Raw genomic sequence first — 15406 nt, 5'->3', positions numbered from 1 at the left:
TTTTTGTTTAAGCTTTCGATCCAGGTTTAATAAGCGCGCATCGTGTAGGCCTCTGGCAATCCACATGGAACGGATTGAGCAGGGGCTTCTTTTTGTGGGAAACCGGATGGAAAAAAATCTTCAAAACAACAAAAATAAAACGTTAATCAACATATGTTTATTGTAAAACGATAAACAATATGATAGGATGAAGCATAACATGATGACGAGGTGATGATGATGAAAAGGGAAACACGTTTTCTAAAAACAGCTGTTATTTTCATTGGCCTTCCCATTCTGGCCGTGTGTGTGATAGTGCTGCCCATGATCGCCAGAGAAGCAGCGGCAAGCAGTTCACATATGGCAGCAGTCTTGTATGGAATCGTCGCGGGGATGTACCTGTCAGCCATTCCATTTTTCATGGCACTGTTTCAGGCCTTTACGCTGTTGAACCTGATAGATCGGAATGATGCTTTCTCAGATTTGGGGGTGAAAGCCCTGAAGAAGATCACATATGCGGCGGCAACCATCAGCATTCTATACATAGCAATGATGCCTCTTTTTTATACGGTGGGAGAGGTGGAAGACGCCCCGGGTGTGATTCTCATCGGGATGCTCTTTGCATTTGCACCCATGGTGGTCGCCGTGTTTGCCGCCGTTCTGCAAAAGCTGCTGCAAAATGCCATCGAAATAAAAAGCGACAATGAATTGACGATTTGAGGTGATGTTAATGGCAATTATCATTAATCTTGATGTGATGCTGGCCAGAAGAAAAATGAGTGTCACGGAGTTGTCGGAAAGAGTCGGCATCACCATGGCCAATATTTCCATTTTAAAAAACGGCAAGGCCAAGGCCATACGATTCTCCACCCTGGAAGAAATATGCAAAGTGCTGGAATGTCAGCCTGGGGATATTTTGGAATACCGGGAAGACAGTGGGGACTGATCACGGTCACAAAAATGAATCACAGCAACGATTAACAACAGACGAGGTGGAGGCATGTACGACATTGCGATTATTGGTGCCGGTCCGGCAGGAGCAAACCTGGCCCGGCTATTGGGAGAAGCATACAAAGTGGTGGTGATGGATAGAAGAGATCTGGAGTCGAATCACCCCGTTTCATCCAGAAACAAATGTTGTGGCGGTCTTCTGGCACCTGATGCTCAAAAAATGATTGCCAAACTGGGTTTGGGAGTACCAACAGAGGTATTGGTAGATCCTCAGCTTTTTGCGGTGAGAACCATCGATGTGACCAATGGCATCGAAAAGCTGTATCAACGATTTTATTATAATATGGACAGGGAAAAGTTCGACAGGTGGATGGTATCACTGTTGTCTTTAGGGGTGGACAAACGCTTCAACGCTGTGTATAAAGGGTATGAGCCGATGAAAGACGGTGTTACAGTTCATTTTACGCAAAAGGGGAGAAGAGATTCTCTCAAAACCAGAGTGCTCATCGGTGCGGATGGTGCCTGTTCAGGGATTCGAAAGTCCATCAGCATGGGCCGGGCTGTTCCGGATATTTATATTGCTATTCAGGAATGGTATGAAAACCAGGTGCCCCAGGCATATTACACGGCCATTTTCGACGAGGAAATCAGTGACTTCTATTCCTGGATTATTCCCAAGAATCAGTACCTTGTGCTGGGGTCGGCGCTTAAAGCCAATGATAAGACCTGGGAGAAATATCACAAATTAAAGGAAAAACTGGCGCATCATGGATTTCTTTTTCATCACAGAGTCAAAAAAGAAGGTGCCTTTATCTATCGGCCAAAGCATGCGAACCAGCTTTGGGCCGGAAGAGATGGGATTGCCCTTGTGGGAGAAGCCGCCGGTGCCATCAGCCCCAGTTCAGCGGAAGGGATCAGCTATGCCCTGAAAAGCTCCCTGTTCCTCGCCCAGAGCCTGAATGAAGGCATTGATGGATTTCTGGGCAGATATGAAAAACGGCTGACAAAGATCAGGCTTAATGTCATCGCCAAAAATGCAAAAGCCCCTTTCATGTATCACTCTGGTCTTAGAAAATGGGTGATGCAATCGGGTATTCAGAGTATCCGGTGAACAGATGGTGAACCAAACAAGCCAGGATGAAAACCTTTTTCCTGAGTCAATCAAATGACAGGGCAGCCAGTGCGGTTGCCATTTAAAATTCGTGAACTGGGTGGGGCGTGATGAATGGATTCGATCCTTCCCGGGTATAAGTGACTCGATGATTCGAAGAAGAAGGAGGGTCTTATGAGCAAAGAGCAGATTGCCCAAACTGGTCAGGTCATTTATTTTTCCCACGGAGGCGGGCCGTTGCCAATCCTGAACGACCCATCCCATGAAAAAATGATTCATTTTATGAAAAACCTCTCTTCCAAAATCCGCCGACCGGATGCCATCATTGTGTTCAGCGCCCACTGGGAGGAGAACACAGTGACCATTCAAAGTGGTGGGGAGCCTGAGCTGATGTACGATTACTACGGTTTTCCCGAAGCGGCTTACACCATTCAATATCTCTCTAAAGGAAACCCCCGGCTGGCAGAAAAGATCGCCGAACTCTTTGGCAGGAACGGCATTGAATGTCGTCTCGATGATCAAAGACCCTATGATCACGGTTCGTATATTCCGTTGAAGATGATGTACCCACTGGCGGATATTCCTGTGGTCCAGATTTCGCTGCACCACAGCCTCAGTTCGCAGACACACCTGGCCATGGGGAAGGCTTTAAGACCTTTATTGGAAGAAAATATCCTGATCATCGGTTCCGGGTTTTCCTTTCACAACATGAGCCGGTTTGATTTTGAGGGAAAGAATAGGGAAGATCCAAAGAACAATGCGTTTCAGGATCATCTCATTGCCGGTTGTTGCGATGAAATAAATGAGGCAAAAATCTGGGAGCAGTTCATCAACTGGGAAAGGATTCCCGGTGCAAGATACTGCCATCCCAGAGAAGAACATCTTTTGCCGCTGCTGGTATGTGTGGGACTGTCGGGAAACCCGGGCGAGAAGGTATTTGACGACTATATTCTCGGAAAAAGAGCCATCGCCTTTTTATGGAGAGATGGCGGGAATAGCCATGTTGTTTGAAGCCAGGGTGCCGGTCAGCAGATCAGGGATGATGCAGGTGATTAGAAGTAACTGAAATGAAAAGATAATCGGTGGAAATGGAGGATCATCAGAGTGGATCAACATATGATGGGAAAATGTGGCACTTATTGCGGCGATTGCGAATGGATTGAAAGGACAGGCTGCCAAGGGTGTCAGGCAAATGCAGGAAAGCCGTTTTGGGGCACCTGTCAAGTAGCTGTTTGTGCCATCGAAAAAGGAGTGCACCATTGCGGACTTTGCAGTGAAGTCCCATGCGAGAAGTTGATCGAAGCTTATAATACACCAGGTCATGAAGATCATGGCGAGCGACTGGCGAATCTTAGAAACTGGACAGCAGGCAAGGATACATTTATTCCGCTGGGCTTCTTTCGAAACACAAGTGAATGAAATGATGAGTATTTTCGGTGGCCGAAAATTCAGTGGCACTGAACAAATAAGATCAACTGACGAGTGATTTCGGACAAATTGAATCAAGAACTTTTATTGATATTGATTTATCATATAACTGTACCTAATAAAAATAAGGGGGCAGTTATGATGGAACTAAAGCTAATTGGTAAAGTGAAAAGCGACAAGGGGTTTGCCATTGTCATTGAAGATGACTACAAAGAAGCCCTGACGGCCATGGATGGTTTCAGTCACCTGCTGGTGACCTGGTGGGCCAATCAGGTGGATCAGCCGGGGTTGCGGGAGACGAAGGTGTTGGAGAAGCCCTATCTGCCAGGCCCGGAGCACATGGGGGTATTTGCCACCCGATCACCTATCAGGCCCAATCCAATTTGCATCAGCGTGATTGATGTGAAGCACATTGATTACGAGCACGGCATCATCGAAACCTGGTATATTGACGCAGAAGAAGAGACGCCGGTACTGGATATTAAGCCCTATTACCCCTGCTCCGATGTGGCGCGGGAGGCAACGCTGCCAGAGTGGTGTGCAGGGCTGCCGGTGTGCATCGAAGATTCAGCTGACTTTGACTGGAGTGTGTTCTTTAACTTTTAAGAGGTGTCGGGAATGAACAACAGAGAGCTGATTTTACAATCCATTCAAATCATTGAGACGAACCTCAGATCAAAAATATCTGTTTTAGATATCTCCAAAGATCTGGGGTTTTCTTTCTATTACTATTCCAGACTGTTCAAATCCATCACGGGGCACTCGCCGAAATCATACATTCTGGCCAGAAAAATCACAGAGTCAGCCAGAGAGCTGATGGCGACAGATAAACGCATTATTGACATCGCCCTTGATTATGGCTTTGGAAGCGCTGAGGCGTATACCCGGGCTTTTTTCAAAATGATGCGCCAAAACCCGTCGGATATGCGCAGGGAAGGCATCGCTGACAGACGACTGCTGCTGCAGCCCATCACCGAGAGAACGCTGAAAAAGAATGAACACGTTCTGGACAAAGAACCGGAAATCGTATTTTTGGAGGACATCAAGCTGGTGGGCATTCCCTTTTATTATGATCTGTCACTGAAAAATGATCTGTCGGAACAGTGGTCAATGTTAACCGAAAATCTGACGGCCATTCCCAGTCTGAAGAAACCTCTGGAGTTTTATCAGATGCAGTTTTGGTTCCCGGATCAGGACACAGACAGCCTCTTTTTTTACGTGGCGGTGGCGGTCAGTGAAATTGATCGAATCCCCATTCAACTAACGGCTAAAATCATTCCCGCCCAAACTTATTATAAGTTCAGGCATAAAGGGCTCGCCAATCAGGTGGGGCATACCTATCGGTATATCTATGAAGAATGGCTGCCGGCAACAGATAGGAAACTGCCGGGACACTTTAACTTCGAATACTGTGGCAAAGAGAATTTGGGGCCATATAATGAGAACTCCATCAGCGAGATCTATATTCCCGCCCAAAACATATCAAACATATAAAGCCCCGTTACCCGGTCGGTCAGACTTGATCATCAAGCATCAGTGGATGTGATCAACAACTGGGTAAATGACAGAACTGACGGGTTGATTAAAGACATTGTTGAATACCCGATTGATCCCCACACAATCCTATTTCTCATCAATGTGGTTTATTTTCAGGGTAACTGGACCGAACCTTTTAACACAGATTTCACCAGCAATGATCTTTTTAATGGTCCTGAAGGGGAGATCACGAATGTACAGAAGCAGCCGCTGTCACATCGGTTGAAATCAGGGTCGAATCATCAAAAATCAAAAAATACAAACTGATTGATTACTGGAGGGAAAACATGACGGCGATGGCTTCATCGAACAAATCAAAGCTGGGATTCTTAAAAAGAAAAAATATCGAATTTTCGATGAAACGATATGGCATTGAGGCACTTGGAGCTATGGCATTGGGGCTGTTTTCCTCCTTGATTATTGGCTTGATTCTTAATGTGGCGGGTGAACAACTTCAGCTTCCCATACTACAGCAGTTGGGCCAGCGGGCTATGGCCATGGCAGGCCCAGCCATTGGTGTGGCTGTTGCCTACGGTTTAAAGGCACCACCGCTGGTACTGTTTGCTTCCACGATCACTGGCATGGCGGGCTATGAAGCCGGTGGTCCTGCGGGCTGTTTCGTGGCTGTGGTGGTGGGAGCAGAATGCGGGAAATTGGTTGCTGGAGAAACAAAAGTGGACATCATTGCGACTCCCATGATCACCATTGCAGCCGGTGTGGTAATGGGAATGGTGGCAGGGCCTTTCATTGGTGGCTTTATGGCCTGGTTGGGGACTGTTATTATGGTGGTGACCGAAATGCATCCCATTCCCATGGGAGCCTTGATGGCTGTTATTGTAGGCATGGCGCTTACACTGCCCATCTCCAGCGCGGCACTGTGTATCATGCTGGGTCTTGGCGGTACTGCTGCCGGTGCAGCTACAGTGGGATGTTGCTGCCAGATGATTGGGTTTGCTGTCATCAGCTACCGGGAGAACGGCTGGGGCGGTTTGCTCTCTCAGGGGCTGGGCACTTCGATGCTCCAAATTCCCAACATTGTGCGAAATCCACTTATTTGGATACCGCCTACGGTGGCAAGTGCCATACTTGGCCCGCTGGCGGCCACTTTACTGCGTATGGAAAACGTGCCCACAGGTGCCGGAATGGGAACCAGCGGACTGGTGGGACAATTTGGAACCATCAGTGCCATGGGATTCTCTGCCGATGTGCTGATGAAAATGGGGCTCCTTCATTTCATACTGCCGGCCGTTCTCTCGCTGATTCTGGCAGAAATCATGAGACGAAAGGGATGGATCAAAGCTGGTGACCTAAAGTTGAACTAGTAGGCCAATGAAAAAACAAACAAGAAAGCGGGAAAGGTAAAGACCATGAAAACCGTCATGGAGCAACTGCATGAGCGAAAATCGATGCGAATCTTTGAAAAAGGATGTCAGCGATGAAATGCGGCACCAGCTGTTTCAGGCAGCTGATCAGGCACCCACTGCCGCAATATGATGCTCTACACGCTTCTGGAAGTCACTTTCATTCGATTTCAGAACCAGTACCAACGCCTTTCTCTGGAAGAACACCAGGAAATGAGCCTGTTTCAGAAAGAAACCCATCAGAAAGGTGACGGCAGCACCCGGGAGAGCTTGGAGGCCTTCTTCAAACGTAAATATGACTCCGGCTTTGGCCGGCAATTTCACTGGTTGTAGAAATGAGGACAGGAGAAACTGTTAAAGATCGGGAACAGAAAGCTGGTCATGGAGTGGAAAATATGGTAGCATAGGTAGAAAATATAGCTTGTCATATGGAAGACAGTTCGAAACCATCCTGTCTATAAACAAAACTAGGGCCAGATGTTGCTTGTAGCAGAGCAGTTTTTGAAAGGTGCCTTTTTGGGTGCTGTTTTTTTTGCCTTAAAAACAGGATTATCGCACTTTCTCCTTTGTGATGAGGGAAGGAGCAAAAAATGAAAGTTCAAGCAGTCAAAAAAAGCAATGCGTTCGCTGATACACGCAGCTTAACCTTTTCCGCCATCGTTATTGCGCTGTATGTCGTCATCATGTTTTTCACCCAAAGTTTCGCCTTTGGCCAGTATCAGGTGCGGATCGCCACCAGTCTGTACGCGCTGGCGGCCATCAATCCAGTTTTAATCATTCCCCTGGGAGCAGCAAATTTTCTCAGCAATACTATTCTGGGCGGACTTGGGCCGATGGATATGATCGGTGGGTTCATGGTTGGCATTTTCACAGCGGCCGGATGCAGGTATGCCAGAAAAGTGCATCTTTTACTGGTGGCGCTGCCCATTATGGCGATTCCGACGCTGATGGTGCCCCTGTGGCTTTCGCCGCTGATCAATGTTCCTTATGGAATTCTTGCGGTGAGCATCGGTGTTGGACAGGTGATACCCGGCATGGTGGGAGTTCTGATGGTGAAATATCTTGAAGGGCCGCTATCAGACAGATAACAGAAGTGAAAGTAGGGGAGGTATAGGGAAATCATGTTGAAAGCACCTGACCATATTGATGGGCTGTCGCTTTTAGGCAATCAGCAGACAGTCTATGGAGATCAATACAAGCCGGAAATATTGGAAACATTTGAAAACAGGCATCAGGAAAATGATTATTTCGTCAAGTTTAACTGCCCTGAGTTTACAAGCCTCTGCCCCATCACAGGGCAACCGGATTTTGCCGCCATCTACATTGCTTATGTGCCTGATGTGCGGATGGTGGAGAGTAAATCCCTGAAGCTTTATCTGTTCAGCTTTCGAAACCATGGCGGTTTTCATGAAGACTGTGTGAATACGATCATGAAAGATCTGATCAAACTGATGGATCCCAAATACATTGAAGTGTGGGGCAAGTTTACGCCAAGGGGCGGTATTTCCATTGATCCTTACTGCAATTACGGCAAAGAAGGCACCCGATGGCATGAAGTGGCGTGGCAAAGGCTGCAGCAGCACGATCTGTATCCGGAATCAATCGATAATCGATAGAAAATATAGGAGGCCTGCCGGTTACCGGCGGGCTTTTTTCATGTCAGCAGTGGGGAGGACCATTGCTGATGATAGAAATGTTGGTTTCGTTTCCTGTTTCAAGAGATTTTTGGAGGTGAATGGAGTCGGAACGGTCACGGATGTGATATTCTATAAATGTGGCTATCGTGGGAGACGCTGGTAACAGCATTGGAAGAGGGTCTTATGAAGCTGTGATCCCAGCTGTGAAGACAATCGAAATTGAGGTGAAGCCTTGTGTCAATCAAATTCGTCGCCATTGACTTTGAAACAGCCAACGCAAGAAGAAACAGCGCTTGCTCTCTGGGCATGATTCTTTATGACAATGGCGAGTATTCAAGAAAAAGCTGGCTTATCAAACCGGAGCCACTGGACCTTCATCCCTTTAACATTCAGATCCATGGCATTACGCCGCAAATGGTGTGCAATGCGCCCACCTTTAAAGAGGTGTGGCATGAGATTCGGGATATATTGGAAACCAACATTATCGAGTTCAAATTTCAACAGTAAATGTGCATCCGTGTCCAATGGCACGAGCGCGGGTTGAGGTTCAGGGAGAGTGGATAAGGAGAATGAATATGAAAGAAATCTTATTCTTTATTTTTGATAACATGACGGATTATGAAATCACCTTTGCCATGCACATGTTGAATACCAGCGTAGGTCATGGGTTCATTGGGTTTTCAGCAGAAATCATGGACTGGTACGGAATGTTTAAAAACGAAAAGGAAAAGCTGGCATTTTTGAACTTCATGACCAGCGCATAGTAGATAACTTGAAAAAGAAAGTGGGTTTGATCGATGGCTACGATTGAAGAAAAACTGGCAAAGTCGTTGACAGCAGAAACCACAGAACTGATACCATACCTGCCCTATTTATTGCAGGATCTGTGGGATCTGGGATCATCACCAAGGGATATCGTTCATTTGATGTCAAAGCACATGAAGGTCACACGGGATATCAAGGTGCTGGACCTGGCCTGCGGCAAAGGTGCCGTGAGTGTATATATAGCCAGGGAGATGGGATGCAGTGTGAAGGGCATTGATCTCATGCCGGATTTTATTGCCGATGCCAGTCAAAAATCCAGGCAACATGGCGTAGAAAGCTTATGTGAATTTGCTGTGGGTGATATCACGGAGGCTGTCTTGACAGAAAAGGGCTACGATGTTGTGATTCTTGGAGCGGTTGGCGATGTGTTAGGCTCCCCTGAGGAAACCATCATAAAGCTTAAAAACACCATCAAACCGAAAGGATACCTGATCATCGATGATGCCTATGGTCAAAAGGGCGCATCCATTGACTATCTTACCAGAGCAGAATGGCTGGATATTTTCGAAAAAACCGGTGTTGGTTTGCTGGAAGATCTAATTGTTGACGAAGATGAACTCAAAGGCATTAACGACGAGCAGCAGGGGCATATTGCCAAAAGAGCGGCAGAATTAAAGCATCAATACCCAGAATCGGCCTGGTTGTTTGACAGCTACCTGCAAAGCCAGCAGGCTGAAGTCAACCAGCTGGAAAATGAGATATCCGGAGTGACTATGATTTTGAAAGACATGTAGCGACTGGACCCCGTCATCACCAACGAGAGAAAGAGGTATTTCATGATACAGGACATCAAACCACGCATTTTTAACAACAAATTTACCAATAAAAAAGCTGAACCCGGGGATTTATTGTTGTCCTATAAAGGGGAAACGGTACTGGTAAAAGAAGAAAAAGAAAAACTGTGGTACCCGGCTTTTGCCGATTTTCAGGATTCGCACCCTCATTTAAAGGATGAGGCACAGTTTTTGTTCAACATTGACGATATCAACTATTTTTTAGTAAAGCAGCAAGACTTGGATTCTGTAAAAGGTTGGACGTACGTGACAACAGGAAGATTTCGCACAGAACTCAAATATTGGCGCTCATTTGCCGGTGCAGTAGGATGGCAGCTAAATCGGTGGTACCAGAACCATCACTTTTGCAGCCGCTGCGGCCATCAAACGAAAACGTCTGAAACTGAACGAATGTTATCTTGCGAATCCTGTGGTTTTCAAACCTATCCCGTCATTTCTCCCTGCGTCATTGTGGCGGTCTATGAGGGTGACCGGTTACTGCTCACCAAATACGCAGGTCGGTCGTACAAGAATTTTGCGCTGATTGCCGGATTTGTTGAAATTGGAGAGTCGCTGGAAGAGACAGTTCAACGGGAAGTGATGGAAGAAGTGGGGCTGAAGGTTAAAAACATTCAGTTTTATAAAAGCCAGCCCTGGCCTTTTACAGATACCATTTTGGCTGGCTTCTTTGCAGAACTTGACGGAGACGACAAAATCATCATCGACGAGGACGAATTGTCCATGGGTGTTTGGATGGACCGCGACAATGTCCCCCCTGATGAATCGAAAATAAGCTTAACCGGTGAAATGATGGAAGCCTTTAGAACGCGCCGAATGCCTTAACAAGTACAGCTTAGCTCGGTGTACTGGTAGCAGCGCAGGGCAACCTGCCGAAAGACTTCTTCGGTCTGAATGACATCTGTTCCGTTGGCGGCCAGACAGAGAATGAAAGGCTGGCGGGTGTAGATGATGCCCACATCATGGGTGATGTCTGTGTCTTCTCCGGTCTTATGACCAATGGGAATTTGCCGGGGAATCAGAGCGCGCAGCTTGTTTTTCAACTGTTGCCGTTTCAGAATGGCTTCTGCTTCCAGGCTCCAGGCTTCAGAAACAAAGGTTCGTCGGTGAATCATCTCCAGCAGCTTGCCTGCATCCGCAGGGCTAAAGGTATTTTCCCGCCCCTGCTGCTGGGCTTCACTGTCAAAAAGAAGCCGGTTGAGCTGGGTATGGGATAATCCTGCAGACTGAATCACTTCATTGACCCAATCCATTCCCACCCGTTGAATCAACAGATTGGTGGCGGTGTTGTCACTGAGGGTGATCATCAGCCGGTAACAATCCTGCAGGGTGATTTCCAGCCCCGGGTGCAGATCAGTCAGGGCACCGCAGCTGGGGAGTTTATCCGCTTCTTGCAGCACCAGCCGGTCATCACGGTGGCACCGGCCTTCTTCCATTGCCTGAAAAACTGCCAGCAGGATGGAAAGCTTGATGACACTGGCAGCCAGATAGGGTTGACGGGCCTGGTGTTCATGGGTTTCGCCGGTCCCCAGGTGCCGGTAGTACCAGCCGATGGTTCCCGCCAGGTTTTTAGTGAGGGGATGAATGATTTGGTTCATGGAATGCCTCCTGATTTTCACTTCAATTTTTTGCTTTTCCGGCTAAAGCGCTACCTATATAATTCTACCTTTCCGGCCGAAGGGCTTTTCCTCTATTGCTGTACAGCAGCTTTTCCCTTACCAATACCGGTTCTCCATTGATAAGAACCTGCTCAATGCCCAGTGGTGCAACCAGCGGGTCCCGAAAGGTGGCCCGGTCAATAATGGTTTGAGGATCAAAAATGGTGATGTCTGCATCGGCACCTGGCTCCAGGGTTCCTTTTGGAATGCCCGCCATTCGGGCTGGCTGCACCGTCATTTTGGCGATGGCCTGATTCAGGCTCAACAGGCGGCGTTCCCGGACAAATCGGCCCAGCATTCTTGGAAAAGTGCCTGCTGCCCTGGGGTGTCCCTGGCCATGATTCAGCAGGCCGTCACTGGCAGCGCTGTACCGATCGGTAGCCCCTGCCTGAGTTCGAAGGGTTTCATGGGGTGCCAGCAATCCCAGGTTAACCGGAAGTCCCTGTTGATTTACCGCATCCAGATACTGAGCCGGATCATCGGCGCCAACCCCGCAATAGCCGCGACTTTTCCCTTTTCAATCGCCAGGTGACAGGGTTGATGAATCCCATTACCCGGATCAATCAGTGTTCCCTGGTTAATGACAGTTCGCAAGCAGATCATCCCTTTCCTGTGCAATTTCTGTTCAGAGCTACAGACACCATCGATTCTATCATATTCTTCCTCTGTTACACCCTTAGATTTCAGGGTAAGTAGATGAACGAATGAGCGAATGAAAAATGGCGATGCCATTCCACACAACTGGCCTGAGGGCCAGTTGCATGATGAGAAGAAGGTGAGAAGGATGGAAGAAAGCCTCGTTGCTCCCTGCGGTATGAACTGTGGCCTGTGTGTCCACTATCTTTTTATGCAGCATGATATCAACAAGCAGGGATTTCACCGAAAATACTGCCCTGGTTGTATCCCGCGGGGGGAACACTGCACTCACATGGGTCATCACTGTGAACGGCTGGAGAAAGGAAAAGACCGGTTCTGCTTTGAATGCAATGATTTCCCGTGCAAGAGACTGAAGGCGCTGGATAGCCGCTATCGGAAAAAATACCATATGAGCATGGTGGAAAACCTGGAGTTCATTCGCCAGCACGGCATGGAGGCATTTTTGGCAAAAGAAGCTGAAAAGTGGCAGTGCAGAGAATGCGGCGGGGTTGTTTGCTGTCACAATGGCCTGTGCCTGGAATGCCAGATGGATACCCTGCACAGCAACAGAAAATACCGGTGGAACGAGGAAAACAAATGAAGCAAACAGCACACAGATTATCACTGGAGTACAGAACATTGGGTTCGGTGCTTTTTTATGCACCAGGAATAAGATCCCAGTGAAACAATATGATACAATTATCAGGCGGGAGCAAATGAGATCGAATGATGATACTGCACATTGAGAAACACCGTAGTGGCCGTAGTGGTTAAGTGAATACAAAGGGCCATGTAAAAGAGCCATGTAAGGGCTATATATGTGAAGAAGTTCAATTGAAAGAAACAGGTGAAAGGAACATGAAAATGACAGCAGGGACAAAACGGAATGAGATAGCGCCTGGAATGACTGTGGGGGTTGTTCAAAAACAAGACCAGCGCAGCGGCAATGTAACAGAAGGGGTTGTCAAAAAAATCTTAACGAATGCAGCTTCTCATCCGCATGGGATCAAGGTGATGTTTGAGAGCGGAATCGTAGGCAGGGTAAAAGAGATCAAGAAATAGATGGAGGCAATAAAAGACGATAACCGTTACTCCGGGATAATCGTTATTCCGGGGTCGCGCTGTTACTCCGGGGTACTCCGGGGTCGGAGGTAATGGAACCCCAAAAGGAAACCTTTTATCTCTCTTTTCGTTATTAAGTACAAAAGCAGGAAGGGGAGGCCAGTAGAAGAAAGCGTTGGGAAAAAAGGATGGTTTGGGAAGGGAATCGCCATGACAGCCGGATCAGCAAAGGTTGATATAGTGGAAAGGTTGTTGTGGAATTAAGGTGTTTTTAACATAATAGGAGTAAGGAAGGAATCAACCATGAAAAAGACATTGCGAGTCATTTTGACAATTTTACTGGCCCTGGCACTGGTGGTCACGGCAGTACTGAGCATTAATATCGAACTGAACCTGCGGATTCGCAGATGGGTACAGCAACTGCCGTTGATGGGATCCTATGAAACCCATGAGATAGCTCCCCAAGTGGTGTACCTGAAGGAGGCGGGTGTGCATGTTGAGCCCTATACCGAAGAAGTGCTGCAAATCAACAGAGAAACCGGCAAAACCCATTTTAACGCCTTCTGGCTGCGGGATTCCCTGTACACTCACCATTATGATGCCGCCATGGGGCAGACGAATCTGGTGGGCCCAAATCATTTTATCACCATCTCCGATACCGGGGAAGTCACCGTTGATGGTGCGCCGGTAAGCCGCCAAGTGATACCTGTTCATCTGCAGGAAGACACTTTTCTCCCCTACGAAGACCTGGTTGATCTGGACATGGGTGACACTCTGGGCATTCGGCTACAGATGGGAACCACCAGCGGCCATGTGATCTTTTCCAATGATTATCTGCCCTACCAGCAATTGGAGCTGGAATCCGGCCAGCTGATTTTTGAAGATGCCGGACAAATGGATGCTTACCGGGATAGAATCCTGTCGCTGGAGACGTACATTCAGTGGCGGGCTGTTCGTGAACCCACCCGGATTCTGGAGGAGTCAGCAGGGGGGGTGGCGGTGGTCTATGTGTCCGGAGAGGAGCAGATCACCGTGGTGACAGAACAGGGAACCATTGGCGTGATTCGGGAGACGGAGAGCCGGCTGGCATCCATGCAGACCATTCAGGCGGCCACACTCCCTGAATGGCAACCGCCCCTGGACGAGCCGGTGATGTTGGTATGGGAGGCGGTGTATGGCCGAAATCCCAATGTGGATACCTTGCCTGACATGCCCGGGGTTAACGTGGTATCCCCCACCTGGTACGAACTGACAGACGATGCAGGTAACATCTCGTCAAAGGTGTCGGAAGCCTACATTCGCTGGGCACGTGAAAATGGCTTTCAGATCTGGGCGCTGGTTTCAAACGAGTTTAACATTGACCGCACCCACGCATTTTTGCAAAAGGCAGACGCCCGGGAGCGGTTCATTGACCGGATGATTCAGGAAGCCCTGACCCATGGGTATGAGGGAATTAACGTTGACTTTGAAAATGTCTATATGGCGGACCGTGACCGGCTCACCCATTTTATCAATGAGCTGGCCTGGTCCATGAAACAGCACGGGCTGATCCTGTCCATGGACGTCACCATCATGGGCGGCAGTGACAACTGGTCAAAATGCTACGACCACGAATATCTGGGCCGAATTGTTGATTACCTGGTGATCATGACCTATGACGAACACTGGGCATCCAGCCCCATCAGCGGACCCGTGGCATCCTATCCCTGGGTGGAACGAGGCATGACAGCACTGACCCAAGTGGTGGACTCCCAGAAACTGGTTATGGGGCTGCCCCTGTACACCCGGGTGTGGCGGGAGCGGCCCTCCACCGAACGGGCCAATCGAATGACCAACCGATCTTCGGCCATTGGAATGCAGGCCCAGGCCAATTTTATTGCCAATAATGAGCTGTCTCCCATCTGGGACGAAGAGTCACAGCTCTATTATGCTGCTTTTATTGACGGGGAAGATCTGGTGAAAATCTGGATTGAAAATGTCGAAACCCTTTCTCTTCGAGCAGGCCTGATGCATGAGCTGAACCTTGCAGGTATTGCCTGCTGGCAGCGGACTTTTGCCACCGATGATGTGTGGCCGGCCCTGCGGGATGTGGTGTTTCAGTAGGTTAATGAAAGCAGCAAATAAGCCATCGAAGTTTCTGCAGCGAGGCATATCGAGGAACTGAAGCGTTGATAAGACGATTTTTGAAAGGATTATGAAAAATGGCGGTAGTGACAAAGCGAAATGAGATAGAACTGGGCATGTCTGTATGTGTTGTTCAAAAACAAGACCAACGCAGCGGAAATGCAACAGAAGGAGTTGTCAAAAAATACTGGCGAACACATCTGTTCACCCTCGCGGGATCAAAGTGATGCTTGAGAGTCGAATCGTTTGCAGGGTAAAAGAGATCAAGAAATGACCAGTGGATATTGTCAATCGTATCTGTCGTCGA

At 48.1% G+C, this 15406-nt stretch carries 21 protein-coding genes and 2 pseudogenes; 20 read left to right on the top strand and 3 right to left on the bottom strand.

Annotation, left to right across the window (positions count from 1 at the left end):
* Positions 1-219: 219 nt before the first annotated feature.
* From AAIG11_RS07775 to nudC, 16 genes and pseudogenes are all read left to right on the top strand, one after another.
* Positions 220-699, top strand: a complete 480-nt coding sequence (locus tag AAIG11_RS07775; protein ID WP_343185674.1) for a DUF2975 domain-containing protein — start codon at positions 220-222, stop codon at positions 697-699.
* Positions 700-709: 10 nt separating this feature from the next.
* A complete protein-coding gene (locus AAIG11_RS07770; RefSeq protein ID WP_283410007.1) occupies positions 710-925 on the top strand; it encodes a helix-turn-helix domain-containing protein in 216 nt (71 codons plus the stop codon).
* 54 nt (positions 926-979) lie between these two features.
* Positions 980-2041, top strand: coding sequence for an FAD-binding protein (locus AAIG11_RS07765; protein ID WP_343185673.1), 1062 nt, complete (start codon positions 980-982; stop codon positions 2039-2041).
* Between the two features lie 174 nt (positions 2042-2215).
* Positions 2216-3052 carry a DODA-type extradiol aromatic ring-opening family dioxygenase gene (locus AAIG11_RS07760; protein ID WP_343185672.1) on the top strand — a complete coding sequence of 279 codons (837 nt, stop codon included), beginning with the start codon at positions 2216-2218 and terminating at the stop codon, positions 3050-3052.
* A 93-nt stretch (positions 3053-3145) separates the two neighbouring features.
* Positions 3146-3460, top strand: a complete 315-nt coding sequence (locus tag AAIG11_RS07755) for a DUF3795 domain-containing protein (protein WP_343185671.1) — start codon at positions 3146-3148, stop codon at positions 3458-3460.
* Positions 3461-3610: 150 nt separating this feature from the next.
* The gene (locus AAIG11_RS07750; protein WP_343185670.1) at positions 3611-4075 is read left to right on the top strand and encodes a TrmO family methyltransferase domain-containing protein; all 465 of its coding nucleotides are present in this window, start codon (positions 3611-3613) and stop codon (positions 4073-4075) included.
* A 12-nt stretch (positions 4076-4087) separates the two neighbouring features.
* Positions 4088-4963: an AraC family transcriptional regulator gene (locus AAIG11_RS07745; protein WP_343185669.1), complete on the top strand. Its 876-nt coding sequence runs from the start codon at positions 4088-4090 to the stop codon at positions 4961-4963.
* Positions 4964-4996: 33 nt separating this feature from the next.
* Positions 4997-5272: pseudogene (locus AAIG11_RS18170) on the top strand (serpin family protein); the annotation flags it as partial.
* 20 nt (positions 5273-5292) lie between these two features.
* Positions 5293-6327: a PTS sugar transporter subunit IIC gene (locus AAIG11_RS07740; protein ID WP_343185668.1), complete on the top strand. Its 1035-nt coding sequence runs from the start codon at positions 5293-5295 to the stop codon at positions 6325-6327.
* 171 nt (positions 6328-6498) lie between these two features.
* The gene (locus AAIG11_RS07735) at positions 6499-6699 is read left to right on the top strand and encodes a hypothetical protein (protein ID WP_343185667.1); all 201 of its coding nucleotides are present in this window, start codon (positions 6499-6501) and stop codon (positions 6697-6699) included.
* Between the two features lie 257 nt (positions 6700-6956).
* Positions 6957-7454 carry a QueT transporter family protein gene (locus AAIG11_RS07730; protein ID WP_343185666.1) on the top strand — a complete coding sequence of 166 codons (498 nt, stop codon included), beginning with the start codon at positions 6957-6959 and terminating at the stop codon, positions 7452-7454.
* A gap of 33 nt (positions 7455-7487) precedes the next feature.
* Entirely contained in the window at positions 7488-7982 is a 495-nt protein-coding gene (gene queF / locus AAIG11_RS07725; protein WP_343185665.1) for a preQ(1) synthase, read from the top strand.
* 255 nt (positions 7983-8237) lie between these two features.
* Positions 8238-8510 (top strand): exonuclease domain-containing protein, encoded by a 273-nt coding sequence (locus AAIG11_RS07720; RefSeq protein ID WP_343185664.1) that lies wholly within the window; start codon positions 8238-8240, stop codon positions 8508-8510.
* 68 nt (positions 8511-8578) lie between these two features.
* Positions 8579-8767: a hypothetical protein gene (locus AAIG11_RS07715; RefSeq protein WP_343185663.1), complete on the top strand. Its 189-nt coding sequence runs from the start codon at positions 8579-8581 to the stop codon at positions 8765-8767.
* A gap of 33 nt (positions 8768-8800) precedes the next feature.
* Positions 8801-9562 carry a class I SAM-dependent methyltransferase gene (locus AAIG11_RS07710; protein WP_343185662.1) on the top strand — a complete coding sequence of 254 codons (762 nt, stop codon included), beginning with the start codon at positions 8801-8803 and terminating at the stop codon, positions 9560-9562.
* Positions 9563-9604: 42 nt separating this feature from the next.
* Positions 9605-10444 (top strand): NAD(+) diphosphatase, encoded by an 840-nt coding sequence (nudC, locus tag AAIG11_RS07705; RefSeq protein WP_343185661.1) that lies wholly within the window; start codon positions 9605-9607, stop codon positions 10442-10444.
* On the opposite strand, the gene AAIG11_RS07700 is transcribed toward nudC, so the two are convergent.
* The 3 genes from AAIG11_RS07700 to AAIG11_RS07690 form a co-directional block, all read right to left on the bottom strand.
* The gene (locus AAIG11_RS07700; RefSeq protein WP_343185660.1) at positions 10441-11217 is read right to left on the bottom strand and encodes a serine hydrolase; all 777 of its coding nucleotides are present in this window, start codon (positions 11215-11217) and stop codon (positions 10441-10443) included. The genes nudC and AAIG11_RS07700 overlap by 4 nt on opposite strands.
* A 64-nt stretch (positions 11218-11281) precedes the next feature.
* Positions 11282-11698: an amidohydrolase family protein gene (locus tag AAIG11_RS07695; protein ID WP_343185659.1), complete on the bottom strand. Its 417-nt coding sequence runs from the start codon at positions 11696-11698 to the stop codon at positions 11282-11284.
* A gap of 29 nt (positions 11699-11727) precedes the next feature.
* On the bottom strand, positions 11728-11871 hold the full coding sequence (locus tag AAIG11_RS07690) for a hypothetical protein (RefSeq protein ID WP_343185658.1): 144 nt from the start codon (positions 11869-11871) through the stop codon (positions 11728-11730).
* 118 nt (positions 11872-11989) lie between these two features.
* On the opposite strand from AAIG11_RS07690, the gene AAIG11_RS07685 reads away from it, so the two are divergent.
* The 4 genes and pseudogenes from AAIG11_RS07685 (at position 11990) to AAIG11_RS07670 (ending at position 15373) form a co-directional block, all read left to right on the top strand.
* A complete protein-coding gene (locus tag AAIG11_RS07685; protein WP_343185657.1) occupies positions 11990-12514 on the top strand; it encodes a DUF3795 domain-containing protein in 525 nt (174 codons plus the stop codon).
* 263 nt (positions 12515-12777) lie between these two features.
* Positions 12778-12975: a YwbE family protein gene (locus AAIG11_RS07680; RefSeq protein WP_425499415.1), complete on the top strand. Its 198-nt coding sequence runs from the start codon at positions 12778-12780 to the stop codon at positions 12973-12975.
* 303 nt (positions 12976-13278) lie between these two features.
* Positions 13279-15078 carry a glycosyl hydrolase family 18 protein gene (locus tag AAIG11_RS07675; protein ID WP_343185655.1) on the top strand — a complete coding sequence of 600 codons (1800 nt, stop codon included), beginning with the start codon at positions 13279-13281 and terminating at the stop codon, positions 15076-15078.
* Between the two features lie 98 nt (positions 15079-15176).
* Positions 15177-15373, top strand: a pseudogene (locus tag AAIG11_RS07670) (YwbE family protein).
* Positions 15374-15406: the final 33 nt, after the last annotated feature.

The sequence above is a fragment of the Anoxynatronum sibiricum genome (assembly GCF_039414295.1).
Taxonomy (GTDB): domain Bacteria; phylum Bacillota; class Clostridia; order Peptostreptococcales; family Tindalliaceae; genus Anoxynatronum; species Anoxynatronum sibiricum.
The sequence above is the reverse complement of the archived record's forward strand: the minus strand, read 5'-3'. Positions and strand labels throughout refer to the sequence as shown.